This window comes from Corynebacterium sp. 5QC2CO (assembly GCF_024580435.1).
Classification (GTDB): domain Bacteria; phylum Actinomycetota; class Actinomycetes; order Mycobacteriales; family Mycobacteriaceae; genus Corynebacterium; species Corynebacterium jeikeium_D.
Genome location: NZ_JANIKI010000016.1, coordinates 16,014 through 41,897, shown reverse-complemented (window position 1 = coordinate 41,897; position 25,884 = coordinate 16,014). Strand labels below are relative to the sequence as shown.

Sequence of the window (25,884 nt, the reverse complement as noted above, 5' to 3'; positions counted from 1 at the left end):
ATGGTGGGGCGGGGAGGTTCTCGTGGCAGCACCTTTGGCGGCCGGCAGCTGTGTTGGTGGGCTATTTGTGCTGGCAGGAGGTTCTTTTTCTTTAATTGCCGCTGGGGTTGACCTCTGAGGAGCTGGCGGCTATCCCCGCACAGGGTGACGATTGAGCGCGGTGTGTAACCCACATTCAATGATGGCTGCAAGTGCTTTTAGTTGAGATAGTTTATGTCCGACTTAAAGATGCTTCCGCGCCCTGTTTTTGGCTGTGTAAAAGCGTGATTCTTGAAGCCGTTATCGGGAGCGGTGAAGCGGAGCTTGGGGTGGTGTTGAGGGGCACTGTTTGTGGTGCCGTATCTGAGCTAAGAAGCGCCCAAAAGTTAAAAAAAGGTTAACTGAAAACAAAGTTTAGTGCTTGCCAGGTCTTGTGTTGTGGTCTACGGTTGCAGGTCATAAGTTCCAAACGGTTCGATGAAACATTATTTCAACTGCGGAATCGCAAAGAATCGGTTGGAGAAGTCCAACAATAAAGATCAAAGAGATTTTAAGAGAGGTGACCTCTGATGAACGCATTCAACGAGATTATGGATACTGTGTCCCCGATTTTCCGGGACGGCAAGGAATCTAAGCAGGATGCGCTGGCATCGCTGCTTGCCGAAGCCATCGTGGAGGCGAACCCGAACCAGGGCATCGCCGCCGACGACCGCCGCGCTGCCTAACAAGAATTAGCTTTGGTCCGATTCCTGCTAGGCAGCTAGTGGGGAAGCAATCCCTACTGGTTATTCCTACTGGTTCAGGAACTCCCGGACCTGCTCCATATCCTTATCACCGCGACCCGACAGGTTCACGAGCAACAGCAAAGGCTCATCGCCTTCGTGAACCGGCAGCCCGAGCTCGCTACCAGCGGCAGGGTCGGTTTCACGGAGTCGCGCAATCTTAATGGCCTGCGCCAGCGCATGCGAGGATTCCATCGCCGGAATAATGCCCTCCATGCGGCTGAGCAGCTGGAATGCTTCCAGCGCCTCCTCGTCGGTAATTCCGACATAGCTGGCGCGGCCATTCTCCTTCAGCATGCCGTGCTCCGGGCCAACAGACGGGTAATCCAAGCCCGCCGAGATGGAGTGCGATGGCAACACCTCGCCGTCGTCGGAAAGCATGACAAATGAGCGCATGCCGTGAAGGACGCCAGTCTTGCCCGCATTGATGGGCGCGCCGTGACGATCGGTGTCGAGTCCCTCACCTGCGGGCTCGACGCCAATGAGGGCGACATCGGAGTCGTCAATGTAGTTAGCAAATGCGCCGATGGCGTTGGAGCCGCCACCGACGGCTGCGATGACAGCGTCGGGAAGCTTGCCGTAACGCTCGACCATCTGACTGCGTGATTCCTCCGAGATGACCTGCTGGAATTCACGCACGATAGTGGGGAATGGGTGCGGACCGGCGGCGGTGCCCAGCAGGTAGAAAGTGGAGTCGAGAGTCTTGCTCCACTCGACCAGTGCCTCGTCAATAGCATCCTTCAAACCGGCCTCGCCGGTGGTGACGGGAACGACCTTCGCGCCCATGAGCTCCATGCGCTCGACATTGGGGTGCTGGCGGGCGACATCGTGCGCGCCCATGTAAATCTCGCACTCAAGTCCCAGCAGTGCTGTGGCCATCGCGGTGGCCGTGCCGTGCTGGCCTGCACCCGTCTCAGCAATGAGGCGGGTTTTCCCCATGCGCTTTGCCAGCAGTGCCTGGCCGACCACGTTGTTGCCCTTGTGCGCGCCGCCGTGGTTCAAGTCCTCGCGTTTCAGCACAATCGTCGTGTTCGGCGTGGATAGACGACGGCATTCGAACAGCGGGGTTGCGCGGCCGAGGAAATCACGACGCAGTTCTTCCAGCTCGCGCTGGAACTCCGAATCGCTCATCGCCTCGATGTAAGCCGCTTCCAGCTCATCGAGTGCTGGCAGCAGGAACTCCGGCACTTCCTGTCCGCCAAAGCGGCCGAAAAATGCAGGTAAGAGGGTTTCGCGCACCTCGCCCGCGCCGTTAACGCTTGCCGACGGCACCTTGGTTGCAGTCGGTGCTGAAGCCTTGGCGATGGCATCCGCGCTGGGGTTGTAATCAGTCATTGAGAGGGGCCTTTCGTTGCTGTTGTTTATTTCAGCGGGCCCTGGTTCTCTTTGTCGAACCGATAAAAGAAAAGAGCCCGCCAGATTTATCTTCTTGCGAGCTCGTACTTGACGGGTTTGCCGTCGAATTTAATGAGATGACGTGACGTTGCTCGCGGACTTAAGCGAGCCACCACCACTGTGGGCCGCACGGCACGGGTGTGTTCATCAGGGGTGTCATCATGAATCTGACCATAACTCAAGCTTTCTGCAGTAGCCAAAGCGGGGTAGGGTGTGGGGGCGGGGATTGGGCGCGAAATGTGTACGGGGCATCGTAACTGTGCATGGGGCGTAAGGCAGTTCCCTCTAAGCCTGGGCATATGCAGAGGCGGAATATCAACATTCCCCCTCGACACCGCTGGCCACGAGGACTAACGTTCCGATGGTGATTACGCTGTCGCGGCAGACCACTAAATCACGTCGGGGAGTTCGTCCCACGACGTTGGTGGTGTGGTGTTATGTCGCCCTCATAACCGTTGGCACGGTTTTGTTAATGCTGCCGATTTCGGCGGCCAATAGCCATCCCACGGGGCATTGTGCCCCGAGCCCTGGGGATATGTGCCTGCCCACGGCGCTGTCTGATGCTCTGTTCACAGCCACCTCGGCAGCAAGCCTGACCGGCCTGATCACCGTAGATACGGCCACCCATTGGTCAACTTTCGGCAAGGTTGTCATCATGCTGTTAATTCAGCTAGGTGGTCTCGGGTTCATGACCTTGGCTTCGCTCTTTGGCCTTTTCGTTGCGGGAAGGCTCGGCCTGAACCGCCGTGCCGGTGCTCGCGTCGAAGGCCGCGGTATGGACATGGGCGAGATCTCATGGGTTGTCCGTGCTGCCGTTAGCTTCACTCTGTTGGTGGAGTTTGTTGTGGCAGTGGCACTAATGCTGCGGTTCCACCTAGGTTATGGGTACGGCTGGGGGAGAGCAGCGTGGGAGGGGTTGTTCCATGCCATCTCAAGCTTCAACAATGCCGGTTTTGCTCTGTATGCGGACAACGTCATTGGGTTCCACAGTGATGCCTGGATACTTTTGCCGTTGGCCTTCTCTCTTATCGTTGGTGGTCTGGGTTTTTCCGTTCTGCTCGAAGCTTGGCGACACCTGAAAGCGTGGCTTAGTGTCCGCACGCGAGGGCAGTTGCCTAAACGCTGGTCTCTGACTACTCGCTTCACTATCAAAGGCACCATCCTGCTGATTGCTTTGGGCACAATCATGGTGGCATTTGGTGAGTGGTCCAATGCCATGTCTGGATTCACGACGGGGGAGAAGATACTCAACTCATTCTTCGCTAGTGTGAGCCCGCGTACCGCGGGGTTCAACGCGCTCGATTACGCGGATTTCCACCCATCGACACTGCTGGGCACTGACTTCCTCATGTTCATTGGTGGCGGCACCGGTGGTACTGCAGGTGGCGTGAAAATCACGACGTCGGCAGTCATTCTCGCCGCCGTTCTCGCGGAGATTCGCGGTGACACCTCCGTGTCCGTGGCTCGGCGGCGCCTCAACCCAAAGGTGCTGCGTCAGGCCCTCGTCGTTCTTGCATTCGGTATTGGCCAGGTTTTTCTGGCAGTAATCGCCGTCAGTTTCCTAGCGCCACAGTTTTCTACTGACCAAATCCTTTTTGAAGTAGTCAGTGCCTTCGCCACGGTAGGCCTATCCACAGGCATCACCGCTAATCTACCGGTGGCGGCACAGACAATCTTCATCGTGCTGATGTTCACCGGACGTGTTGGCCCAATCGCTTTGGCGACGGCCTTGGCCGCCCGCCCACGCCAGCGCATCTACGAATATCCAGAAGAAAGGCCCTTCATTGGCTAACTCGAAATTCAACCCGTTTGCTGGTTTTGCAGAGAATTTCTCTAACCAAGTCAGCTCTTCTCCTGTTGTCATTCTCGGCATGGGGCGTTTCGGACAGGCGCTCGGCGAGGAGCTGGTCGCTGGCGGTATCGAGGTTCTCTGCGTAGACCATCGCGAAAAGGTGGTTCAGGAGCTGTCCTCGACCTTCGATCACGTAGTTACCGCCGACACCACCATGCCGGAAGTACTGAAGCAGCTCGGCGTCGATGAAGCCGAACGTGTGGTCATCGCAATCGGCAGTGATATCGAGGCTTCATTGCTGACCGCATCCGCACTGGTGGACATGGATGTGCCGCTGATTTGGGCAAAGGCCGATAACCAGGCCCACGCCAAGATTCTGGGTCAGATCGGTGTTCACCACGTCATTCGCCCGGAGGCCGACACTGGCCGTCGTATTGCGCACCTAATCGGCGGCAAGGTCCAGGACTTCCTGGAGTTCGACCGCGACTACGCAGTCGGCAAAGTCGCCCCACCGATCCATTGCCTGGATAAGACAGTGGCAGAGATTAACCAGAGCGCACCGATTACGGTTGTCGCCGTTCAAAAGCGCGGTCAGCGCTTCCGCCCCGCACTTGCCGACGACCGTATTACCGCAGGTGACCTCCTGATTGTCTCGGGTGCCATTCGGCAGTTGGAGACATTCGCCGGAGAGTAGGCGCTGATTGCTACTTGTCGCCGTGGCTGTCGATTCCGTCGACGCCTGTGACCGTGGTCAGCAAAAACACGGAATCCGTTAGAGCTTTCACGCCATGCTTGACGTGGGTGAGCACCTTGAGATTGCCCTCGGAAATCGTGGTTTCATCGGCACCGGTAATTTCAACTTCGCCAACAAGAACAAGCATCGAGGCTGCGGGCGGTGAGTTATGGGCGGAAAGCTCAGTTCCTTCAGCCAGTGCGATGAGAGTCTGGCGTAGCGGGCCGTCGTGGACAACAATTTCCGCAGCGCGGCCATTGCTGTCGCTTTTGGCCTGAGCGAGAAGTTCGTCCTTGTGGGAAAGAATCTTCATGGTTCTAGCTCCTTGGGGAAACCACAGCGCGCAGAGCACGCGCTGCCTCTTCCGGATTTGCTGCCTCGGTTAGTGCGCGAACCACCACCATGCGCTCCGCACCAGCGCCGATAACTTCGCTGGCGGTCTCGGCATTGATACCGCCGATTGCCCACCATGGCTTGACGGGGTCACTTGCGCCGCGGTCGTGTGGGCGCACAATATCGGCCACGGAATCCTGGTGGGACTCCGCTGAACCCTGTGCGCGTACCCTCCGCACGAGTGCCGCAGCTTCACGGACCATCTCGACTCCGACGGGCTGACGGTCGGGCTTCGTCGGGGTGGCGTAAACCGGGCCGATCACCGCGTAATCGATGCCATCGTCGGCAAGCGAGGCGGCGAACATGTCCAGATTTCGGTTGGATCGGCCGATGAGAACCTCGGGGCCAACGATCTGGCGGGCCTGCTCGGTGGTGAGGTCCTCCTGGCCCACATGCAGGATGTCTGCACCGGTCAGCGCGGCAATGTCGGCGCGGTCATTGACGGCGAAGAGCTTGCCGTGTTCAGCGGCGACCTCGGCGAGGACCTCCACGGCGGCGATCTCGTCGCGGGTGTCGACTTTCTTGTCGCGCAGCTGAATGATGTCGGTGCCGCCTTCGTAACAGGCGTGCAGGAATTCGCGCAGATCACCGCGGGATGCGCGCGAGTCGGTGCAGAGGTACAGGCGGGCGTCGGCGAGCAGGGCGCGTCGTGTTGTGCGAGTGGCGGCTGATGAGGCGTTCATGTCCCCATGTTAGGCGAGGTTGGGGATGCGGTGTCGTGGCGGAGAGTCCGAAGTCATATGATGGGGGAGTACCACGTTCCGCGGGAGCCGTACTCGGTATCGATGAGATGCCGCTGGCTGAGAGGGCGAGTAACGCCGACCGCTTTTACCTGATGCGGGTTATGCCGCCGGAGGGAGGAATGGCAGTGAATGCTGCCGCTATGGGTGCTGCCTCGACAAGTGAGGGTGGCACAGGGGATACGTCGTCAAGCGTTGTTATCGCAGGCGCGGGCATTATTGGCTTGGCGACGGCATGGAGACTACTCCGCCAGGGATTCGATGTGACCGTCCTCGATGCCGAGCCCGTTTCCGGCGCAACTTTCGCGGCGGCGGGCATGCTGGCGCCGGTGGCCGAAGTCGTGTGGGATCAGCCGACGCTGTATCCGCTGATGGTGGAGTCGGGCAAGCTCTACCGCGACTTTGCCCAGACTATCGCCGAGGAATCGGGCCACGATGTTGGCTATATCGAGAATTCCACGTTCGTTTGTGCGGGCGATGCCGCCGACCGGCAGACACTCAGCGAGCTCGTTGAGCTGCAGCATGACATGGGTATGGAGATCAACCGCATCACCGCCACCGAAGCGCGCCGGGCAGAACCGGCACTGGGGCCGGGCTGTGTTGGTGCGGTGGATATTCCGGGAGATCACCAGGTCAATCCGCGTCTGCTCGCCGAGGCGTTGCTGACCATTCTGGGAGACCGCGTCATCCGCACCCGCGCGGAAGAGGTTATCTACGCTTCCGACCGCGCCATCGGGCTGCGCGGTGCGGACGGAAATGACTACCTCGCCGATGAGGTCGTGCTTGCTGCGGGGCTGAACACCGCCGACATCACTGGTCTGCCGGAGAATCTGAATCTGCCACTGCGTCCGGTCTATGGGGATGTGCTGCGTTTGCGTGTACCGGAGCGCTTGCAGCCGCTGGTCACTCGCACTATTCGCGGTGTGGTTCAGGGGCGTCCGGTTTATATCGTCCCGCGTGCTGACGGCACCGTCGTGCTCGGCGCTACCTCGCGTGAAGATGACCTGACCGGCGTCTCCGCCGAAGGAGTCCACCAGCTACTCCGCGACGCATACCGCCTGGTGCCCGGCATTCTCGACTGCGAAATCTACGAGATGACCGCCCGCGCCCGGCCTGGCTCCCCGGACGATGTCCCCATGATTGGCCGCGTGGCTCCAGGGCTGACCGTGTCCACCGGCTACTTCCGTCACGGCATTCTGCTTATGGCCATCGGCTCCAAGCTCACGGTCGACGTCGTCGCAGGTCGGGAAAATGACAACGACCCGGCGCTTCTTTCCGCCGTCAATCCATTCCGCTTCAGCGACTAGAGGAGGCTCGCTTATGTCCACCACAACACTCAATGGCGAAGGCTACACACCGACTGCGGGGGAGATGGTCGCAGATCTCGTCGCAAAGCACACGGGGCATGCGCTTAACGACGACGGCACTGCCGCGGACGGCACCCGCCTGGGAATCGCGGTAGCCGTGGACGGCGCGGTGATTCCGCGAGCCAAGTGGGCGACCACACCGGTGGCAGGTGCCATCGACATCGTGACAGCAGTTCAGGGAGGCTAGAGATGACCGCGAATTCCGCACAAGCAAACATGTCCGCGCAGGAAAATGAAACCGGGACGGCGAGCGAAGTTACACGCGAACCGCTGCGCATTGGCGGGCTGGAGTTGAACTCTCGTCTGATTATGGGAACTGGCGGTGCGACCAGCATGGATACGCTGGAGCGCGCGCTGGTGGCTTCGGGCACCGAGCTGACTACGGTGGCGATGCGCCGCTTTACGCCCGGCACGAAGCAGAACGTTTTTGAGATTCTGCAGCGCAACAATATTGCGGCGCTGCCGAATACTGCGGGGTGCTATACCGCTCGTGACGCGGTGCTGACTGCGCAGTTGGCCCGCGAGGCGCTGGAGACCAACCTGCTGAAGCTCGAGGTCATCGCTGACGAGGACACCCTTCTGCCGGACCCCGTCGAGCTGGTTGCCGCTGCGGAGCAGTTAGTAGCTGACGACTTCGTCGTTTTCGCTTACACCAACGATGATCCGGCGCTGGCCAAGCGGCTGGAGGATCTGGGCTGTGCAGCTGTCATGCCGGCGGGCTCGCCTATCGGCACTGGTCTGGGCATTCTTAACCCACACAACATCGAGCTGATTGTGGACCGCGCGAATGTACCCATCATCCTGGATGCGGGCATCGGTACCGCGTCTGAGGCTGCACAGGCGATGGAACTAGGCTGCGATGCAGTGCTGCTGGCATCCGCTGTGACCCGTGCACATGATCCGGTGGGCATGGCCACAGCGATGCGCTTCGGCGTTGAGGCAGGACTGACTGCTCGCGAGTCCGGCCGCATTCCACGGCGTCGACTAGCCCAGGCTAGTTCGTCGTTCGAGGGAATCATCACTGAGCGCATCAGCGGCGCACGCGAGCAGGATTCTCTGTAATGGCTGAGCAGGGTGTCAATCTTTCGGACCGCGACCTGCGCCGGTACGCGCGGCACCTAACACTTCCGGGCTTTGGTGCCGAGGGACAGCGGATCTTGCGAGCCGCCCGCGTCCTCATCATCGGAGCTGGTGGCTTGGGATCTCCTGCGCTGTTGTACCTGGCCGGGGCAGGGGTCGGGCACATCACCATCATTGACGATGACGTGGTCGACGAGTCCAATCTTCAGCGCCAGGTCATTCACCGTGAGTCCGATATTGGTCGCCCGAAGTCCGAATCCGCCGCGGATGCCGTGAGGCGTCTCGACTCCGAGGCATCGGTGACCGCAATCGTCGGCAGGTTAAGCGTCGACAATGCCGAGGAGCTCTTCGCCACTCACGATGTAGTGCTCGATGGCGCGGACAACTTCGCCACGCGCTACCTGTCCTCCGATGCCGCGGAGCTGACCGGAACGCCGCTGGTCTGGGCCACAATTCTGCAGTTCGCAGGGCAACTGTCCGTCTTCTGGCCTGGCCACGGCCCCATGCTTCGCGATCTCTACCCCGACATCCCCGACCCCGGCTCCGTGCCGTCGTGCGCCGCAGGCGGTGTCCTCGGCGCAATGGTCGGACAAATCGGCTCCATGATGGTCGTCGAAGCTATCAAGGTGCTCACCGGTGTCGGCAAGGTCGCCGTCGGCAAACTCGTGCTTATCGACGCCTTGGAGGCAACCACCCGCACACTGTCCTTTGCGGCCGACCCGGAGCGCGAACCCGTTTCCGACTTGACCGAAATTGCGCAGGTGTGCGCAGCTTCGTGGTCCGAGGATGAGGAGAGCCCGGAGCAGAGCGTGCGCAGCATTGGTCCCAACATGGCGCACGAGCTTCTTGCCGAGGGTGTGCCTCTCATCGATGTACGCGAGCCCGAAGAGCACGCGGAGGCTGCCATTGCCGGATCTGTGCTTGTGCCACTCGGCGACATTCGCAGCCGTGGGTGGGCTGCGATTCGCGAAGCGTGGGCTGAGCAGAACCTCCAGTCGAACTACCCACGAGTCATCATTCACTGCCACTCGGGTGCCCGCTCGCAACAGGCGATTGAGCTGTTGGCCAGCGAGACCGAGGCTGATGGTGCCACACCGGAGCTCATCAATCTGGGCGGGGGCATTGTGGCCTGGCAGGCTGCGGGGCAGGAGACCGTCGTAAAGCGTGGCGGAACGCACTAATTAGTGGCTACCGCCACGCGCTGTTGAACAGTGTGCCTACGCCTGCGGCTTCAGCGTTGTCGACCACAACTCGGTGCCACGAGTGGTGAGCAGACGGACGGTCATCTCGCGTGAGTCGCCGTCGATATCGACTTCGCCGAAGTGCTGGAAATCCTGTGTGGGGTCGGCGTTGGCATTGTCTTTACCCGGTGCGTGGACGTACTCCACCTTCGGCCCGAAGGTCGAATCCATTTCGTTGGGGCCGAATGCGCCCGCGTGGAGAGGACCGGAGACGAATTCCCAGAAGGGTGCGAAGTCGGTGAACTGTGCGCGCTCTGGGCTGTAGTGATGAGCCGCGGTGTAGTGCACATCGGCGGTGAGCCAGACGACATTTGAAACATCTTTAACGGCGCTGAGCAGGCGGGCGATTTCACGTTCGCGTCCTGCAGGCGCACCGGCGGCACCATTGGATACGCTTTCTTGGTCACCATCGTCGCCGTCGGGGACGATGATGCCAAGTGGCAGGTCATTAGCAACGATCTTCCACGTCGCGCGGGAGTCCTTGAGGGAGTCGATTAACCAGCTGGTCTGCTTTTCGCCAAGGATTGGTTCTTCGGTTGTCGAGCGCGGATTATTGGAAGTGTTTTCTCCCTTGTAACTGCGCATATCCAGAATGAAGATGTCTAGCAACGGGCCGTAGGATACCTTGCGGTAGACGCGCCCATCGACAGCCATTTGTTGATCAAGTGGCTGCCACTCATGGAAGGCCTGGTAGGCGCGCTTGGCCAGGGTGTTGACGTCGCGCTCGGTATAGCGATCATCATCGAGGACCTCGTTGGGGTACCAGTTGTTGACTGTTTCGTGGTCATCCCACTGGACTAGCTGCGGAACCTGCGCGTTGAAGGCCAAGTAGTTCTTGTCCATGAGGTTGTAGGAGTACTGGCCACGATACTCTTCGAGGGTTTCAGCAACCTTGGATTTGGCTGGAGTGACATGGTTGCGCCACACAGTGCCGTCGGAAAGCGTGACGGATTCCTCCAGCGGACCGTCGGCGTAGCAGGTGTCGCCTGAGTGAATGAATAGGTCTGGATTGCGTTCCAGCATGGTGGAAAAACCGGTGTAGCCACCGATTTCGTCGTTAATTCCCCAACCCTGACCTGCGACATCGCCGGACCAGTGCAATCGGATGTTGGATGCGCGGTTGGGGGCAGTACGGAAGGTGCCAATAACGGGATCAGAGCAAATTCCAGTATCTGCCTCTTCGAGCGTGACGCGGTAAAAGATTTCCTGTCCCGGCTCGAGACCGACGACACGTAGACGTCCAGTGCCGTCGGTGTCTGGAGTTAACAGAGAGTTGCTGCGGAATACCTTGGCATTCTGGAAGCTCTCAGTTGCAGCAGTTTCAACCACCATGTGGGCGGGGCGGTCTGAGCGAGCCCAAATTAATGCGCCGTCGCCGCGGATATCGCCACTTGCAACGCCGTGGGTGAGCTGTGGCCGAGAACGCAGTAGCCCTGGGGAGGCCAGTGACGGCGAACCCGGTGTAACTGAAGCGGCAGCTCCAGAGGCATGAGCGAGCGTGACTGAAGTAGCAAGTGCGGTGGATGCGCCTAAACGTAGAGCGCTGCGACGGGAAAGCTGCATGGAGTCGAACGATAGGTTTTCCACTTTGACGTTCAGTTAAACCAGCGTGAACTCGAAGGAAAAAGTCGCAATTACAGCACAAAGGCTTAGTTATTGAGAATGACTGGGCTTCCTTTTGTAACGTAGATAACCGACTTGGGAGGAATGTGTCTTCCGAGCTGTCTTTTCTGAGACAGACAATCTAGAAGTGAAAGGCGCTGACCCCGATAATGGGATCTACACAAACGCCACAAGTAAAAACGCAAGAAAAGAAGTCGGGCGGTTTTCTTAAGAACCTGCCGACCGACCCGTTGATTTTCACGACAGCGATGGGTTTCATTGTCATCTTTGTGGCAGTGACCATAGCGCTGGGGGATACCGCTCGGGATGCCTACTCGGCCGCTTCCGATTGGGTTACGTCTAACATGGGCTGGCTGTTCATCGGTGGTGTCTCGGCAAGCTTTATCTTCCTCATCGGCTTGTTTGTGTCCCGCTACGGACGCATTCAACTTGGCGATGATGACGAAGAGCCCGAATACACCATCGCCGAATGGTTCGGCATGCTCTTCGCCGGCGGTACTGGCTCCATGCTGATGTTCTGGGGTGTGGCTGAACCGCTCAACCACGCTTACAACCCGCCGTTCGGTCAAGAGCCGATGAGCCGCGAAGCTCAGAACACTGCGATGGCATTTACCATCTACCACCTGGGTATTCACATGTGGGTCATCATGGCGCTGCCGGGGCTCGCGCTGGGGTACTTCATTTACAAGCGTCACCTGCCGCCGCGCGTCTCCTCCATCTTCGCGCCGCTGCTCGGTGCCCGCATCTACTCATGGCCGGGCAAGCTTATCGACGCTGTCGCCATCATCGGTACCGTCGTCGGTATCGCGGTATCGGTGGGCATGGGTGCGCTGCAGATTAACTCCGGTGCTGCTCGTGTAATCGGTACCCCGGAAAGCTCAATGGTGCAGCTCATTCTGATTGCCATCATTATTGTGATTGCCTCTATTTCCGTGGCCCGCGGTCTGGACAAAGGTATTAAGGTGTTGTCCAATGCGAACATTTGGGCCGCCATGGCATTGATGGTCTTCGTGCTGCTCATGGGCCCGACATTGACGCTGCTGCGTCAGACCGTCGATACGACAGGTGTCTACTTGGATGCGCTGCCGCGCATCATGTTCTGGACTGACTCCTACGACGTCAACCCGAATTGGAAACAGGGTGCCTGGACGGTCTTCTACTGGGCCTGGACAATCTGCTGGTCGCCATTTGTGGGCATGTTCGTCGCCCGTATTTCCCGTGGCCGTACAGTCCGTCAGTTCATTGCCGGTGTGATTGCACTGCCGACAATCGTGTCAATCATGTGGTTCTCCATCTTCGGCCGTGCCGGCTTTGAACTGGAAAATGAGCAGCCCGGTATTCTGACCAAACCAGTTGTCGAGGGCGGAGACCCGTCACCGGCGCTCTTTATCCTCCTGGAGCAGTTCCCGTTGGCAACGCTTGTCAGCGTGTTCGCGCTCTTTGTGATCATGATCTTCTTCGTCACCTCCATCGACTCGGCTTCGATGGTGATGGACATGATGTCCACCGGTGAGGAAAACAAGGCTCCGACCTTCTACCGAGTGCTGTGGGGCGTCATGATCGGTGCTGTGGCAGCTTCTCTGCTGCTGATTTCTGGTGAAACCGCACTGGAAGCGCTGCAATCTGCGGTGATTGTCATCGGTGTACCGTTCTTCTTCCTCCACTTCGTGATGATGTACTCCTTGGTCAAAGGCATGAGTGATGACCACATGGCAGTGCGCAAGCCGGTTACCCGCCAGTGGGAGAAGACCGATACTCCAGAGAAGTTGGAGAAGCACGAAGCTGCACCCGCGCCGGGCTACGACGAAGAGGGCAATGAGCTACCGCGCTTTGAGTACACCCACGATGAAGAGGGGCGCCTGGTTATTCAGTCCGATGTGGTCGTTGAAGGTGAGTTTGAGTCTGGCGAAAAGTCGGAATCCGAGAGGCCAGAGGAGTCGGAGACCAAGTCTGAGTCGTAGTAGAGCACGGTCGCAGTAGTGCCCGGCACTTGTGGCCACGCTATTCACCTATCGTTGCGCTGTAGCGTGGCCATCAGTGAGTAGCGCATCGATAAGAGCGAAGGCAAAGGCCGTAGCCAAACAAAAACGCCGCCCACGGAAACCAAAAGCAGTTTCCGTGGGCGGCGTCGCTGTGTTCGTCGTAAAGCGAGTGCGGCAGTAAGCCGTGATTAGCTCTACTCGTAGGTGCCTCGGAGGTCCTTGTAGTCCTCATCGTGCCAATCCACGTTGGCCTGGTCCTTGGTGGTGACACCGACATCAGGCTGCTGCGGAACTTTCGCAATGATGTTGCGGCGGGCGCGGCCGGCGCGGAGCTGGCTTTCGATACGCTCGGCAAGATTGGCCAGACCGAAGTTGATGGCGATCAGGATGATTGCCACGATGACCAGCGATGGGATCATGGCGCCGTAGTACTCGCCGAGCTGGCGGCCAGAGCGGACGACCTCGACGTAGCCGATCATGTAGCCCAGCGCGGAGTCCTTCAGCGCAATGACCATCTGCGAGATAATCGCCGGCAACATGGCGGCAACCGCCTGCGGCAGCAAAATGGTGACCATCGTCTGGCGGTGGGAGAGACCCAGCGCAATTGCGGCTTCACGCTGGCCCTTCGGCAGCGACTCGATGCCGGAGCGCAGCGTCTCGCCAATCACAGAGCCGTTGTACATGGTCAGACCAAACACAACAGCGGCAAAACCGAGGTAATTCGACGGGAACAGCTGCCAGATGGCGAACACCGAGTAGCCAAACAGCATGAGTACCAGCACCGGAATGGCGCGGAAAAACTCGACAATCACCGAGCACAGCCAGCGCACGGGTGCGACCGGGCTCAGCCTGCCGACGCCCAGGAGAGCGCCAATTACCAGCGCCAACACAATAGAGACCACAGCCGCGATAATGGTGCTGACCAGGCCGGGCAGGATGTAGGTAGTCCAGGTGGTGGATTCGAGGAAGAACGACCACTTATTGGCTTCGAACTGGCCCTTGTCGGCCAGTTTCATTCCCACCCAGGCGAGGATCGCAACGGTGATTGCAGCCACGATCCAGGTGAGAATTCGGTTGAAACGCTGAGCCTTGGGGCCCGGCGCGTCATAAAGAACTGTTGCGCGAGTAGCCATTAGCGCTTCACCGCCCATCGCTTGCCAGCCCAGCCGAAGAACAGGCCGGTCGGCAAAGTCAGAATAATAAAGCCGACAGCGATGATGCCGAAGATAATCAGGATATCGCTGGCGTAGTTTTCGGTCATCGTCTTCATCAGCAGCGACGCTTCAGCCACACCGATTACCGAGGCAATCGTGGTGTTCTTCGTCAACGCAATCAGGGTGTTGCCGAGCGGAACGATAGCGCCACGGAACGCCTGCGGGAAGATGATGTAGCGGAAGCTCTGACCAAAGCTAAGCCCCAGGGAGCGGGCGGCTTCGGCCTGCCCGAACGGCACCGTGTTAATACCGGCGCGCAGGGACTCCGCAACAAAGCACGAGGTGTAGGCAACAAAAGCCAACACCGCGAGGCGGAAGTTCTGCTTGACAATAAAGGAGTCATTCTCCGCAGCCAGCAGCAGCCCCAAGTTGTAGTAGAGGCCCATCGAGGCCAACAGCACAATCAGCGTCAGTGGGGTATTGCGCACGACGTTGATGTACCAGGTCGACAGGGTACGCAGGATTCCCACGGGGCTCACGCGCATAGCGGTGAGAAGCGTGCCAAAAATCAGGGAACCAATCGCCGAGGCAATCGTCAGCTTGATGGTTACCCAGAAAGCCGGAAGTAGTTCCGGCCCCATTTCACTCCATAGTTCTGGATTCATTGTTTGCTCGCACCCCTTCCTACTTCTTCTCTACAAACGACAAATCGCCGATTGCCGGCTTGTCGTCGAGCTCGAACTTGTCGCCCAAGTGTTTCTTCAGGATCTTCTGCAGTTCACCGGTGTCGTACAGCGACTCCAGTGCCTCATTGATGGCCTCACGGCTAGCATCATCGCCCTTGGGCAGACCGATGCCGTAGTACTCGTTGGTCCAGTAAGAATCATCGGGGTTGCGTAGCTCGACCACGCGGAAGTCATCGCCGAAGCGCTCCTTGTAGCGCTGTGCGAAGCCCGCGAGGATGGTCGCATCGGTGGTCAGGGCATCGACGACACCCTGCTTCACACCTTCGGCGCATGCGGCGTAGGTATCGAACTCCTGCAGCTGCACCTCCGGCAGAGCGTCCTTGACTTTCTGCGCTGGGGTGGAGCCGGATACAGAACACAGGCGAGTGCCCGGGGCGACGTCGTCAAGCCCCTGGATGCCCTCGGAACCGCGCACCAACAGTGCCTGGTGCGTGACCAGGTACGGGCCGGCGAAGTCGACGGCAGCCAGGCGGCCAGCGTTGATGGAGTAGGTGGCGGCGATCATGTTGACCTCGCCGTTGTTAATCAGCGTCTCGCGCTGAGAGGACGGGGTCTCGCGCCACTCCATCTCGGGCACATCCCAACCGTTCTTGTTGGCGATGTACTCGATGACGTAGCGGGAAACATCGTTGTCGACGCCCGCGAACTCACGTTCCGGGGTGCGCTCGCCGAGACCCGGCTGGTCAAACTTCGTACCCAGTGTCACGTGCCCGGCTTCGATATCGGCCAGCAGGTTTCGGGGTCCGCCGCTACCGCAGGCCGCGAGGCTCATTGTCGTGGCAACAGCTACGACAGCCGCCGCAACTCGCTTGCCGACGACACCTCGGCGGCCCTGGTTGCGACTGCGTCCCCGGCCTCCTCGTAATAGTGAAAGCTTCATGGTGACCAGCCCGCCTAGTGTCCGACGATCTTGGCCAAGAAGTCCTTGGCACGATCGCTCTGCGGGTTGGTGAAGAAGGTCTCCGGGTCGGTGTCTTCGACAATCGCACCGTCGGCCATGAACAGGATGCGGTCGGCCACGCGGCGGGCGAAGCTCATCTCGTGGGTGACGCAAACCATGGTCATGCCGCCCTTGGCCAGGTCGGTCATGACATCGAGGACCTCGTTGATCATTTCCGGGTCGAGCGCGGAGGTGGGCTCGTCGAAAAGCATGACCTTCGGGTCCATGGCCAGGGCGCGTGCGATGGCGACGCGCTGCTGCTGACCGCCGGAGAGCTGCGCCGGGTACTTGTCAGCCTGTTCCGCAATGCCGACACGGGCGAGCAGCTTGTCCGCACGCTCGCGGGCCTCGGCTTTGGAGATCTTGCGGACCTTCAGTGGGGCCAACGTGACATTGTCGCGAATGGTCATGTGGCTGAAGAGGTTGAACTGCTGGAAGACCATGCCGACCTCAGCACGCAGACGGGTGAGTTCCTTACCCTCTTCTGGGAGAAGTTTGCCGTTGATGCGGATCTCGCCGCTGTCGATGGTCTCGAGGCGGTTGATGGTTCGGCACAGTGTGGACTTACCAGAGCCGGAGGGGCCGAGGATAACTACGACCTGGCCAGCTGGGATTTCCAGGTTGATGTCGCGCAAAGCGTGGTAATCGCCGTAGTGCTTGTTCACCTCAGCAATCGAAATCATGCTCTGTGGTGTGGATGATTCAGTCATGGGGAAAAGTATAGGTGACTCACGACACATAACTGCTATCGGTGTTCCTTGTGCGATATTCACCTGTGAAAAGTGACTGCACACCAATTAGTTCTAAAGATCCACGCGATGGCGCCTCGCAACAGGCTTGCGGCCATGCACGAACCAGTAGAAGACGGCCGCGAGAACCACCACGACCGCCAGGCCTGCGTACATCTTGTCGAATCCCATAGTGGCGGCTACCGAACCCAAAACAATCGGGCCGAGGCCGATGCCTGCGTCGACAAGCAGGAGCAGCGTCGAGATGCCCGTGCCCAACTTGTGCGCCGGCGCCAGGTGCACGGAGATGGTCTGGCAGGCCGGCATCAGCGTGCCGTAGCCGAGGCCGCAGAGCGCACCGGCGGCGATAACGTGCCAGTCAGCGGTTGCGAAAGCCAGAACAAGCAGTGAGATGGTAAAGCACACCAGGCCGATGGCAATCACCGGGTTGTCGCCGCGGTGATCTTGTAGGCGTCCCAGTGAGAAACGCGCCGCCATCATTGCCACCGCATAGGCGATGAAGAAGAAGCTGGCGCCTCTAGCCAGGCCGCTCAGCTGCGAGTATCGGTTCAGGAATGTAATCACGCCCGCATACGCCAGGCCGATGAGCAGCATGAACAGGCCGATTGGCACCACTCTCGGCGTCATGATGTCATCGAAGGAAAACGTGCGCTTCGTCTCGCTTGCCGACGAATCCTCGGTGGCCCCGTCCTTGGTTGCCGCGGTGGCAGGCTCGTTGGGTTGTGGCAGAACGAGCGCCAGCACCAGTCCGACAATGGACAGGCCGAGGGCTGTGGCAAAGAGGACGCTGTAGCCGACCGAACCAATAAGGGCCAGGCCGAGAGCTGGGCCAATCGCTGTGGCCAGGGTGGTTCCGAGCGAGATGTAGCCAGTGCCCTCTGCGCGGCGCGAAGCCGGAATAGCGGTCTGGGCGGCGGCCATCACGGCGGTGGAAGCGAATGCGTAGGTCAGGCCGTGGATGATGCGGATTGCAATCAGGATCGGCAGGGATGCGGCCCACATGTAGGCGGCGCAGGCCGCCACGATGACAGCAAGCGAGCCAAGCATGATTCTGCGGCCACCGAAGGTGTCCACCAAGTAGCCGGAAAAGAGGCGAGCGATGGTGGCGCCGACCACGAAAGAACTGGCGGCGAAGCCACCGGCGGCATCGGAGGCGGAGAAGCGCTGGACGGCGTAGAGCGCCATGACTGTGATTGAAAGGTAGAACACCAGGTACATGCTGAAGTTAATCAGCCAGCTGATGATGAACGCGGGGGAGAAGAGCTTGTCCTGCCCGTGCTGCTCGTCCTGCTCGTTCTGTTTGTGCCTGTTCTGTGTGGTCGTATGCGTTGTCATGCTGAAGATACGGTCTCTTTTCTCGTTTGAAAACGATCGTGGAATTAGTGCTTTGGCAAAACTGCTTTCCGGTATTTGTATCGTGCAAAAATGCAGTTAGGAGTCGAATTATAACAATTGGTTTGTATGATGCAAATGTGCTTTTTCGGCCTTAACCCCATCCGCGACGCGCTAGAATAGGGAAGTTGAGCAAAACAGATACATCTCGCAGGCCCATTAAAGGGTCGACATAAAGGCGACAAGAGGATTGACTGCCACCGTGCGAAAAGACGACCTGGCCGCGCTCGTTTACGAGAACATGCTGCTATCCCGGGTGAGCTCCAGCGGCTACCGACCACATCGCAAGGACATCCTGTTGGATCGCTCCGCCGCAGCACTGCTGGCTAGGCTGGAAGCACAACCGGATATGACAGTCGCCGAGCTCTCCGATGCACTAGGGCTGGACATTTCTACAGTGCATCGCCAGCTGGCCGCCGCCATGCGGCAGGGGTATATCGCGAAGAGGTCCGCGCCGTCGTCAAGCGCGAAGGTGCATAGCGCGACCGACAAGGGGCTAGAGCTGCTACACCGGGAGATTGAGGCGCGTAAGAATAGCGTCGATGACATTACGCATGACTGGGAGGACTCGGAGCTCGCGGAGTTCGTGCGATTGATGCGCAAATTCAACGAAGGTGTGGAAGAAATGCGTGGTCATCCATGGCCTAGATAACCGCGGATGTTGTGGTCATGGAATACTTGAGGGCGTGGCTGAGAAAAAGAAGATCGCAAACGTCCTTGCAAACCGATACGCCTCTGCGACTCTGGCTGAGTTGTGGAGCCCTGAGTACAAGATCATCCTCGAGCGCAAGCTCTGGATTGCAGTTCTGAAGGCTCAGGTCGCCCGCGGAATTGAGGTGCCGGAGGGCACTATCGAGGCGTATGAGAAGGTCATCGACCAGGTTGACCTCGACTCCATTGCCGCCCGTGAGCGTATTACTCGCCACGATGTGAAGGCCCGCATTGAAGAGTTCTGCGACCTGGCTGGCACTGAGCACATTCACAAGGGTATGACCTCGCGTGACCTGACTGAAAACGTCGAGCAGCTGCAGGTTCTGCAGTCGCTGAAGGTCGTGCGAGACAAGGCCGTTGCCGTTGCCGCCCGCACTGCGGAGAAGGCCTCCGAGTACCAGTCGCTGGTCATGGCGGGTCGCTCCCACAACGTCGCCGCACAGGCAACGACTCTGGGCAAGCGCTTCGCCTCTGCTGCGGACGAGATGCTGCTGGGCATTGAGCGCGTAGAAGACCTGATTTCCCGCTACCCACTACGCGGCATCAAGGGCCCGATGGGTACCGCCCAGGACATGCTGGATCTGCTTGACGGGGACGAGTCCGCACTGGCCTCCCTGGAAAACGAAATCGCTGAAGGTCTCGGCTTCGACCGCGTCTTTGACTCCGTCGGTCAGGTCTACCCGCGCACCCTCGACTTCGACGCTCTGTCCGCACTGGTCGAGCTCGGTGCAGGTCCGGCATCGCTGGCCACCACCATTCGCCTGATGGCCGGTAATGAGACCGTCACCGAGGGCTTCAAGGAAGGCCAGGTCGGTTCATCCGCCATGCCGCACAAGATGAACGCCCGCTCTTGTGAGCGCGTCCACGGCTTCCAGGTGATTCTGCGCGGTTACATGACCATGCTCTCCGAGTACGCCGGTACTCAGTGGAACGAGGGCGACGTTTCCTGCTCCGTGGTTCGCCGCGTTGCGCTGCCGGATGCATTCTTCGCCATGGACGGCATGTTTGAAACCTTCCTCACTGTCCTGTCCGAGTTCGGTGCATTCCCGGCCATGATCGACCGCGAGCTGGAGCGCTACCTGCCGTTCCTCGCCACCACCAAGATTCTCATGGCAGCCGTCCGCGCTGGTATGGGGCGCGAGGAGGCCCACGAGATCATCAAGGAGCACGCCGTCGCCACCGCACTGGATATGCGCGAAAAGGGCGCCGAGCAGAATCTCACTGAACGTCTCGCTGCAGATGAGCGTTTCCCGCTGGATGCCGCAGGGCTTGCCGACGCTCTGGCGAACCGCCACGCGTTCATCGGTGCCGCTGAATCCCAGGTTGACCGCGTTGTTGCACGGGTGCAGGCTGTCGTGGACAAGTACCCAGAGGCCGCGGCCTACAAGCCGGGCGAGATTCTGTAGCTTTGCGAGCGTCACGCGTAAACGTGGAAGCGCGTAGAACGCAAGGAGATAAGGTCCCTTGAAAAACTCTGTCACGTTGGTGGCAGAGTTTTTCTTTGTTTGTTGGCGAAAGCACCGGTGAGCAGCCAAGTTCCTCGGTACGATGAGCGGTAAGTATCGAAACCTCTACGCGAAAGGTGCCCGACGTGACATCGGCTGTTAGGACTTCGCTTTCTCGCCCAGGTGCCACATTGAATGTGCTGCGCTGGGTTCCAGAAAATGACAAGGGCGCGCCCATTACTCCTAAGGGAGTGGTGCAGATTGTCCACGGCATGGTCGAGTACGCCAACCGCTACGCCAAATTCGCCGAGTACCTCGTATCCCAGGGCTATGCCGTCGTCGCGCACGACCATCGCGGCCACGGTATGACCAAGACGGATGCTGGCATCCCGGGCTACTTCGCTGACTACGGTGGCTGGAACCTGATCCTCGAAGACCTCCACGCGGTGCGCCAGTATGTTGACGCAGAATTCCCAGGCAGCAAGCACTATATTCTCGGCCACTCCATGGGGTCGCTTCTGACTCGTAACTACATCGCCAAGTACGGCGATGGGCTTACCGGCGTCATTATCATGGGCACCGTGGCGTGGCCAGGAACTAAGGGCGACGCGGGAATGAAGGTGGCAAACCTGCTGGCTAAGATTCATCCTACCGCGCCGGGCAAGCTGCTCAACACTCTCACCTTTGCTGATTACAACAAGGGCTTTGAGCGCCGCACTAAGTTTGATTGGCTGACCCGCGACCACAAGATTGTCGATGCTTATATTGCGGACGACAAGTGCGGTTTCGTTCCCACCAATGCCTTTTTCCGCGACCTTCTCGTCGGCACGCACTACGCGAACTCGTCTGAAGCCTATGAGAAAGCGCCTGATGAGCTGCCGCTTTTCGTGGTTTCCGGTGCCGTTGATCCGGCGGGTGGTGCGGCCTGTGTGACTGAGGTCGTGGGCAAATACCTGAATGCGGGCAAGAAGGACGTGCGCTTCAAGGTCTATCCGGAAGGTCGCCATGAGATTCTCAACGAGTTGAATAAGGAAGAGGTCTACGCTGACATTTTGGCGTGGTTGGAGTCCCGCTAGGGGGCTGGTTACTAGGCAAGAAGTGTGCCCGCTCGGCGTGTCGACCGGTGGGCACCTTTTGCTACTTACCCCAATGCGAGTTACTGAGTGCGTTTATGTCAGCGCCGGCGGGCCAACGCAAGTTACTGACTGCGTTTATGACAAAAACGGCCTGAAAAATTGCCTGAAAGTGTCATAAACTCGCACAGTTTCATATTTGCAGCCCGTAATCATATTTGGCACCCGTAATATTTGGGTCTGCCCAGTCATTATCTTGAGGATCAGACATACTTTTGTCATGTAACGTTCTTTTCACGCTTGAAGAAAAGGAACCGACCACATGATCAGAAGAAGACAACTCTCAGCGGTCGTGCTCACCATCTCCATGCTGCTGGTTCTCGTAGGTTCTTTTGCGGGAATCACAACAGGGCGTGCACAGGCGCAAGAGGCCGCGAGTACTATCTCGCCAACCATGGTGATCCTGGATGCTTCAGGGTCAATGCTTGCCGACGACGCGGGCGGCCAAACCCGAATGGAGGCAGCGAAGACTGCCACGAGTAAGTTCGCCGAATCTGTGTCAGAGGACTCCGAAATTGGGTTCATGGTCTACGGCACGGAAGTCGGCAATTCGCCGGAGGAGCGGGAAGCTGGCTGTCAGGACATCACCACGCTGCTGCCCGTGCAGGCTGGCAACTCGGCGAAGATTCCTGCTGAAATAGGAAAGGTCCAAGCCTCCGGCCACACCCCGATGGGGCCTGCGCTGCGTCAGGCTGCCAATGAGTTGCCGAAAGAAGGGCAACGTTCGATTGTGTTGATCTCCGATGGTGGGGACACCTGTGCTCCACCACCGGTGTGCGAAGTAGCTAAGGAACTCAAGCAGCAGGGCATTGACCTGGTCATCAACACAGTTGGTTTCCTCGTTGACGCAGGCGCACGTGCTGAACTGGAGTGCATTGCTGAGGCCACTGGCGGCGAGTACCTGGACGCCCAGGACTCCGATTCGCTGGCTGAGTCCATGAAGACGCTGGCGACCCGCACCGCACGCACCGCGCAGTCCAGCGCGCACGAGATACAGGGCGGCGACGCTCCTACGAGCGCTACCCAGGTGCCTGCCGACGTGGAAACGTTCTCGACCAAGCTGCGGGAAAAGACTCCTGAGTCCGAGCGCAGCATCGGTAATCAGGAAGGCGACGGTGCTGAGTACTTCTCCGTCCCGGTTGCTGAGGGAGAGCGGCTTGCAATTAGTGTGGCTACCGTGCCGGGAGCGTCGTCAGGCGCGACTTTGATGGACCTAGATGTCCGCAACTTCGCGCTCACAATGCATTTGGATGACAGCAGTTGCTTCCTGGCCAATGATTTCGGCAATGGCATCATCGACTCCAATGGCCCCTTTTTCGCATCGATAACAACCAAGCAGTCCGGGGGAGCTGAGGGAGACTGTAAGCCGGGCAATATGGTGTTCTCCGTGGCCCGAAAAGGAGGCCCCTTCGAAGGTCAAGACATTCCTGCAGAAGTGACTATCAAGCGCTTCGCCAACGAAAACCTGACCGATGTGCCGGAGGCGTTCCCCTCCGACAAGGAGAGATTGACCCCTCCGCCCGCGACACCAGAGACAGATCAGGCTAACAAGGTCACCCCAGGTTCGTGGTTCGATGACGCCACGGAACTTACTGCCGACAACATCAGCAGCGTCACGGCCGACATTGTTCCTGGTGAGACGCACGTGTACAAGATCAAGTCCGAGTATGGCCAGCAGCTCCGCGGCGCCGTCAAGCTCATCGACGCCCCAGAAGCGGACAAGCTTGCACAAATCTCCGGCCTGGATATCAAGACACTGAATTCGGCGCGTCAGCTCGCCGGTAGCGAGGAAAACCGTCCTGTAAATGAACACCAGATCGGCGAGGAGACAACATTTGGTAACTCGGCCCGGATTAACTACCGCAATCGGATTGGCGAAGATGGTGAAACATCAGGCGATTACGAGGCCGAAAGAGCCTGGTTGGATGGCGACCAGTACATCGTTGTCTTCTTTAACAACAGCTGGGGCGCCGGTAAATCCCACGATGTCGCGGATGTTCAAAGCGTTCCGGTGACTTACCAGCTGACCACGGAGCTGGTCGGTGAGAAGATTCCTGGCCCAAGCTTTGAGAAGGTAGCGCACACGTCGCCAAGCAGTGAAGCTCCGACTAGCAGCGAACAGGAATCCGAGGACACCCCACCGGAGGATGACGGTTCCTCGAACATGATGTGGATTTCTATCGGTGGAGTTCTGCTAGCCGTGTTCGTCGGCGCAGCGATCGCATTGACGCGCAAGTAACGCTAGAGCGTCCAGTACACGCCGAATCGGTCTGGCTTGACGACGGCTTCCGTGCCCTCGGCAACCTCAGCGCCTGCCAAGCCAAGTGCTTGGCAGGCGCTTTCGATTTCTTCGGAAGAATCGCTGGAGAGGCTCATCGCCACACCGTCGCTGAAGGTGAAATTGTGCATGCCCGGCGAGTCGAGCGTCATGAAATTCCCTGACCCGAAAAGCTGGTTGTAGACCTCCGTGGCGGCGGCAGCTTGTGGTTCGTCGCCAGTCCACATGAAGTAGGGGATAACGGTGGGATTCGCTGTCTTTGCGGCAGCGTCCGTGCTTTCAGCCCCGCCGGGTGATGGATCAACCATCAGTTGCCAGTTGACCCCATTTCCGTCGGCCAACCAGCCAAAGAGCGGCGAGAAATCGTAGTTGGTCAGAGGCATGAGTGCGGCACCACCGCTGATGGTTTCATCACCTGCCATCAGATGCTCCCACAGTCTGCGCAGCTGGTTTTCCTGACCAGAGGCAAAGCGCACCATAAAAGACACAGCGGGGGTTAGCTGGCGGTTTCCGTCCTCAATGAGCTCGAAATCCATTCCGCCGATAGTGAGCGTGGTGGAGTTGGACTTGATGTTGGAGTTAAAACCTTCGGCGTAAAACCGCGCAGCGGCGCGGGGGTCGTCGTTAAGCGCGATTACGGCCGAGATAGAAACAGTCATGAAAAAGAGCCTAACGGCGAGCACCTAACCGCGCGAATACTCGTCTCTTAGGATGAGCGACGAAGGAGGCAGGTTTAGAAATCCCAGTCTTCATCTGCGGTATCTTCGGCTTTTCCGATGACATATGCGGAGCCGGAACCGGAGAAAAAGTCGTGGTTTTCATCTGACCCCGGGGTGAGGGCGGCGAGAATCTCGGGTTTGAATGCGGTCTCATCATGGTTAAACCGCTGCGGGTACCCCAAGTTCATGAGCGCTTTGTTGGCGTTGTATCGAATGAAGTTGGCAACGTCGTCGTAAAGCCCGAGTGGTTGGTATAGGGCTTCGGAGTACCTTAGCTCGAGCTGGTATAGCTCGTCGAGAAGCTCGAAGACGGAAGCCTTCATCTGTCTTTGCGTGGCGGTGTCGTAGGTTTCTACGCCGCGCTGGAATTTGTAGCCGGAGTAATAGCCGTGAACAGCTTTGTCACGCAGGATCAGGCGCACCATGTCGGCGGTGTTGGTCAGGATGCCTCGTGATGCGAAGTGCAGCGGGAGGTAGAAACCGGCGTAGAGCGAGAAGGACGAAAGAAGCGTTGCTGCCGCCTTTCGCTGGAGTGGAACGGCACCGTAATAGTGTTTGAGCACGGCTTTTGACCGAGCCTGCAGGATGTCGTTGGAGACTGCCCATTGGTAGGCAGCGTCGATGTCCGGGGTATTGGACAGCGTGGAAAAAACTGAAGAATAGGACTTTGCATGCACTGCTTGCATGAAAGCGATATTCGTGTAGACGGCCTCTTCATGTTCTGTGCGGGCATCTTGAATTTGGGAAATCTCCCCAACAGACGCCTGGACTGTGTCGAGCATGGTCAGCCCGGTGAAGACCTTCATGGTTAGCTCGCGTTCTAGATCGGTGAGACGTCGCCAGTCTGCAAGATCATTGGACAGCGGGACTTTTTCGGGTAGCCAAAAATTTGCCGTCAGGCGATTCCACACTTCGAGATCTTTGTCATCTTGCACTCGGTTCCAGTTGATTGGCCGAAGGCGGGTAGCGGGGTCCTTTCGAAAAGACGGTGGCGTAGTTGAATAGCTGTAGATGTTCAAGAAGTAGCGCTCCTCCAGAATTTTTCCAGGCCCTCTTTGACGTTTTCCACATCGTGGTCTGTCCCCAGTAACTCGTAGTGGTATAGCTCCGGGACCTGGCATTTTGCAGAAATGATGGCTCCGGCTATGCAAAAGTCGGTGCCGAAATTTGTGTTGCCCGAGGTGATGACACCGCGGATGAAACTCCTGTTGGTTTCGTCGTTGAGAAAAGCGATGACTTGTTTAGGCACCGCGCGGCGCCGACATCCGCCGCCATAAGTCGGTGTGATTAGGACGAATGGGCTGCAAACGCGAATCATTCCGTCTTTTCGCGGATGTAACGGGATGCGTGCTGCTGGTTGATCCAGCTTTTGGACGAACCGGTGAGTGTTTTCAGAAGCACTGGAGAAGTACACGATTCGGGGTGACTCCTCCGGTGGGAGTTCCGTGAAAGTCAGCGGCGTCTTCGATGATGAAGACACTCAATTACCTCCTATGTTCAATGGATTGAA

Annotated in this window: 24 protein-coding genes and 1 riboswitch; of the genes, 12 read left to right on the top strand and 12 right to left on the bottom strand. The window is 58.6% G+C overall.

The genetic code is table 11. The features are described 5' to 3' along the window. The first annotated feature begins 548 nt into the window (after positions 1 to 548). Positions 549 to 704, top strand: a complete 156-nt coding sequence (locus NQ014_RS10350) for a hypothetical protein (protein WP_016421428.1) — start codon at positions 549 to 551, stop codon at positions 702 to 704. 66 nt (positions 705 to 770) lie between these two features. On the opposite strand, the gene trpB is transcribed toward NQ014_RS10350, so the two are convergent. Continuing rightward, entirely contained in the window at positions 771 to 2,096 is a 1,326-nt protein-coding gene (gene trpB / locus NQ014_RS10345; protein WP_257075227.1) for a tryptophan synthase subunit beta, read from the bottom strand. A 421-nt stretch (positions 2,097 to 2,517) separates the two neighbouring features. Between trpB and NQ014_RS10340 the strand changes: the two genes are divergently transcribed. Then, the gene (locus NQ014_RS10340; RefSeq protein ID WP_257075226.1) at positions 2,518 to 3,948 is read left to right on the top strand and encodes a TrkH family potassium uptake protein; all 1,431 of its coding nucleotides are present in this window, start codon (positions 2,518 to 2,520) and stop codon (positions 3,946 to 3,948) included. Further along, positions 3,941 to 4,642, top strand: a complete 702-nt coding sequence (locus NQ014_RS10335) for a TrkA family potassium uptake protein (RefSeq protein WP_257075225.1) — start codon at positions 3,941 to 3,943, stop codon at positions 4,640 to 4,642. Before NQ014_RS10340 ends, NQ014_RS10335 begins: the two co-directional genes overlap by 8 nt. Positions 4,643 to 4,652: 10 nt before the next feature. Here the strand turns inward: NQ014_RS10335 and NQ014_RS10330 are convergent, their stop codons facing one another. Together NQ014_RS10330 and NQ014_RS10325 are read right to left on the bottom strand one after the other, a co-directional pair. Then, entirely contained in the window at positions 4,653 to 4,994 is a 342-nt protein-coding gene (locus tag NQ014_RS10330; protein ID WP_257075224.1) for a cupin, read from the bottom strand. Positions 4,995 to 4,998: 4 nt separating this feature from the next. Continuing rightward, positions 4,999 to 5,757: a thiamine phosphate synthase gene (locus NQ014_RS10325; protein ID WP_257075223.1), complete on the bottom strand. Its 759-nt coding sequence runs from the start codon at positions 5,755 to 5,757 to the stop codon at positions 4,999 to 5,001. 70 nt (positions 5,758 to 5,827) lie between these two features. Then, positions 5,828 to 5,950: riboswitch (TPP riboswitch) on the top strand. 7 nt (positions 5,951 to 5,957) lie between these two features. Between NQ014_RS10325 and thiO the strand changes: the two genes are divergently transcribed. From thiO to NQ014_RS10305, 4 genes are read left to right on the top strand one after another with little or no spacing between them, the layout of a single operon-like run. After that, positions 5,958 to 7,121 (top strand): glycine oxidase ThiO, encoded by a 1,164-nt coding sequence (gene thiO / locus NQ014_RS10320; protein ID WP_257075231.1) that lies wholly within the window; start codon positions 5,958 to 5,960, stop codon positions 7,119 to 7,121. 13 nt (positions 7,122 to 7,134) lie between these two features. Then, on the top strand, positions 7,135 to 7,368 hold the full coding sequence (gene thiS / locus NQ014_RS10315) for a sulfur carrier protein ThiS (protein WP_257075221.1): 234 nt from the start codon (positions 7,135 to 7,137) through the stop codon (positions 7,366 to 7,368). A gap of 29 nt (positions 7,369 to 7,397) precedes the next feature. Next, positions 7,398 to 8,243: a thiazole synthase gene (locus NQ014_RS10310; RefSeq protein WP_257075230.1), complete on the top strand. Its 846-nt coding sequence runs from the start codon at positions 7,398 to 7,400 to the stop codon at positions 8,241 to 8,243. Beyond that, positions 8,243 to 9,442 (top strand): ThiF family adenylyltransferase, encoded by a 1,200-nt coding sequence (locus NQ014_RS10305; RefSeq protein ID WP_257075219.1) that lies wholly within the window; start codon positions 8,243 to 8,245, stop codon positions 9,440 to 9,442. The genes NQ014_RS10310 and NQ014_RS10305 overlap by 1 nt, the downstream gene beginning before the upstream one ends. 36 nt (positions 9,443 to 9,478) lie before the next feature. On the opposite strand, the gene NQ014_RS10300 is transcribed toward NQ014_RS10305, so the two are convergent. Continuing rightward, positions 9,479 to 11,065, bottom strand: a complete 1,587-nt coding sequence (locus tag NQ014_RS10300) for an alkaline phosphatase (RefSeq protein ID WP_257075216.1) — start codon at positions 11,063 to 11,065, stop codon at positions 9,479 to 9,481. A 209-nt stretch (positions 11,066 to 11,274) separates the two neighbouring features. On the opposite strand from NQ014_RS10300, the gene NQ014_RS10295 reads away from it, so the two are divergent. Then, complete coding sequence (locus tag NQ014_RS10295; RefSeq protein WP_257075214.1) at positions 11,275 to 13,086, top strand: BCCT family transporter; 1,812 nt, start codon at positions 11,275 to 11,277, stop codon at positions 13,084 to 13,086. A 215-nt stretch (positions 13,087 to 13,301) separates the two neighbouring features. On the opposite strand, the gene NQ014_RS10290 is transcribed toward NQ014_RS10295, so the two are convergent. From NQ014_RS10290 to NQ014_RS10270, 5 genes are all read right to left on the bottom strand, one after another. Continuing rightward, positions 13,302 to 14,240, bottom strand: a complete 939-nt coding sequence (locus NQ014_RS10290; RefSeq protein WP_257075212.1) for an amino acid ABC transporter permease — start codon at positions 14,238 to 14,240, stop codon at positions 13,302 to 13,304. After that, complete coding sequence (locus NQ014_RS10285; RefSeq protein WP_257075210.1) at positions 14,240 to 14,926, bottom strand: amino acid ABC transporter permease; 687 nt, start codon at positions 14,924 to 14,926, stop codon at positions 14,240 to 14,242. Before NQ014_RS10285 ends, NQ014_RS10290 begins: the two co-directional genes overlap by 1 nt. A 19-nt stretch (positions 14,927 to 14,945) precedes the next feature. Further along, positions 14,946 to 15,887 (bottom strand): glutamate ABC transporter substrate-binding protein, encoded by a 942-nt coding sequence (locus tag NQ014_RS10280; protein WP_257075209.1) that lies wholly within the window; start codon positions 15,885 to 15,887, stop codon positions 14,946 to 14,948. A gap of 14 nt (positions 15,888 to 15,901) precedes the next feature. Then, positions 15,902 to 16,630: an amino acid ABC transporter ATP-binding protein gene (locus tag NQ014_RS10275; protein WP_042388208.1), complete on the bottom strand. Its 729-nt coding sequence runs from the start codon at positions 16,628 to 16,630 to the stop codon at positions 15,902 to 15,904. A gap of 120 nt (positions 16,631 to 16,750) precedes the next feature. Next, entirely contained in the window at positions 16,751 to 18,031 is a 1,281-nt protein-coding gene (locus tag NQ014_RS10270; RefSeq protein WP_257075208.1) for an MFS transporter, read from the bottom strand. 259 nt (positions 18,032 to 18,290) lie between these two features. Here NQ014_RS10270 and NQ014_RS10265 point away from each other — a divergent pair, with 259 nt between their 5' ends. The 4 genes from NQ014_RS10265 (at position 18,291) to NQ014_RS10250 (ending at position 23,616) form a co-directional block, all read left to right on the top strand. Beyond that, positions 18,291 to 18,740: a MarR family winged helix-turn-helix transcriptional regulator gene (locus NQ014_RS10265; RefSeq protein ID WP_257075207.1), complete on the top strand. Its 450-nt coding sequence runs from the start codon at positions 18,291 to 18,293 to the stop codon at positions 18,738 to 18,740. A 34-nt stretch (positions 18,741 to 18,774) separates the two neighbouring features. Next, positions 18,775 to 20,205 carry an adenylosuccinate lyase gene (gene purB / locus NQ014_RS10260; RefSeq protein WP_257075206.1) on the top strand — a complete coding sequence of 477 codons (1,431 nt, stop codon included), beginning with the start codon at positions 18,775 to 18,777 and terminating at the stop codon, positions 20,203 to 20,205. A 185-nt stretch (positions 20,206 to 20,390) separates the two neighbouring features. Continuing rightward, positions 20,391 to 21,320 carry an alpha/beta hydrolase gene (locus NQ014_RS10255; RefSeq protein WP_257075205.1) on the top strand — a complete coding sequence of 310 codons (930 nt, stop codon included), beginning with the start codon at positions 20,391 to 20,393 and terminating at the stop codon, positions 21,318 to 21,320. A 349-nt stretch (positions 21,321 to 21,669) separates the two neighbouring features. Next, positions 21,670 to 23,616, top strand: a complete 1,947-nt coding sequence (locus tag NQ014_RS10250) for a VWA domain-containing protein (protein ID WP_257075204.1) — start codon at positions 21,670 to 21,672, stop codon at positions 23,614 to 23,616. Positions 23,617 to 23,618: 2 nt separating this feature from the next. Here the strand turns inward: NQ014_RS10250 and NQ014_RS10245 are convergent, their stop codons facing one another. The 3 genes from NQ014_RS10245 to nrdI form a co-directional block, all read right to left on the bottom strand. Then, a complete protein-coding gene (locus NQ014_RS10245; RefSeq protein ID WP_257075202.1) occupies positions 23,619 to 24,314 on the bottom strand; it encodes a VOC family protein in 696 nt (231 codons plus the stop codon). Positions 24,315 to 24,388: 74 nt separating this feature from the next. Further along, positions 24,389 to 25,393 (bottom strand): class 1b ribonucleoside-diphosphate reductase subunit beta, encoded by a 1,005-nt coding sequence (gene nrdF / locus NQ014_RS10240; protein WP_257075201.1) that lies wholly within the window; start codon positions 25,391 to 25,393, stop codon positions 24,389 to 24,391. Continuing rightward, positions 25,390 to 25,854, bottom strand: coding sequence for a class Ib ribonucleoside-diphosphate reductase assembly flavoprotein NrdI (nrdI, locus tag NQ014_RS10235; RefSeq protein WP_257075200.1), 465 nt, complete (start codon positions 25,852 to 25,854; stop codon positions 25,390 to 25,392). The genes nrdF and nrdI overlap by 4 nt, the downstream gene beginning before the upstream one ends. Positions 25,855 to 25,884 lie beyond the last annotated feature (30 nt).

Bases quoted from the DNA above. Each gene is read 5' to 3' on its own strand.
- NQ014_RS10340 (WP_257075226.1), top strand. From the start codon at position 2,518: ATGGTGATTACGCTGTCGCGGCAGACCACTAAATCACGTCGGGGAGTT.
- NQ014_RS10270 (WP_257075208.1), bottom strand. From the start codon at position 18,031: ATGACAACGCATACGACCACACAGAACAGGCACAAACAGAACGAGCAG.
- trpB (WP_257075227.1), bottom strand. From the start codon at position 2,096: ATGACTGATTACAACCCCAGCGCGGATGCCATCGCCAAGGCTTCAGCA.
- NQ014_RS10280 (WP_257075209.1), bottom strand. From the start codon at position 15,887: ATGAAGCTTTCACTATTACGAGGAGGCCGGGGACGCAGTCGCAACCAG.
- thiS (WP_257075221.1), top strand. From the start codon at position 7,135: ATGTCCACCACAACACTCAATGGCGAAGGCTACACACCGACTGCGGGG.
- NQ014_RS10310 (WP_257075230.1), top strand. From the start codon at position 7,398: ATGTCCGCGCAGGAAAATGAAACCGGGACGGCGAGCGAAGTTACACGC.
- NQ014_RS10330 (WP_257075224.1), bottom strand. From the start codon at position 4,994: ATGAAGATTCTTTCCCACAAGGACGAACTTCTCGCTCAGGCCAAAAGC.
- NQ014_RS10350 (WP_016421428.1), top strand. From the start codon at position 549: ATGAACGCATTCAACGAGATTATGGATACTGTGTCCCCGATTTTCCGG.
- NQ014_RS10300 (WP_257075216.1), bottom strand. From the start codon at position 11,065: ATGCAGCTTTCCCGTCGCAGCGCTCTACGTTTAGGCGCATCCACCGCA.
- NQ014_RS10245 (WP_257075202.1), bottom strand. From the start codon at position 24,314: ATGACTGTTTCTATCTCGGCCGTAATCGCGCTTAACGACGACCCCCGC.
- NQ014_RS10305 (WP_257075219.1), top strand. From the start codon at position 8,243: ATGGCTGAGCAGGGTGTCAATCTTTCGGACCGCGACCTGCGCCGGTAC.
- NQ014_RS10325 (WP_257075223.1), bottom strand. From the start codon at position 5,757: ATGAACGCCTCATCAGCCGCCACTCGCACAACACGACGCGCCCTGCTC.
- NQ014_RS10285 (WP_257075210.1), bottom strand. From the start codon at position 14,926: ATGAATCCAGAACTATGGAGTGAAATGGGGCCGGAACTACTTCCGGCT.
- thiO (WP_257075231.1), top strand. From the start codon at position 5,958: ATGGGTGCTGCCTCGACAAGTGAGGGTGGCACAGGGGATACGTCGTCA.
- NQ014_RS10295 (WP_257075214.1), top strand. From the start codon at position 11,275: ATGGGATCTACACAAACGCCACAAGTAAAAACGCAAGAAAAGAAGTCG.
- NQ014_RS10290 (WP_257075212.1), bottom strand. From the start codon at position 14,240: ATGGCTACTCGCGCAACAGTTCTTTATGACGCGCCGGGCCCCAAGGCT.
- NQ014_RS10275 (WP_042388208.1), bottom strand. From the start codon at position 16,630: ATGATTTCGATTGCTGAGGTGAACAAGCACTACGGCGATTACCACGCT.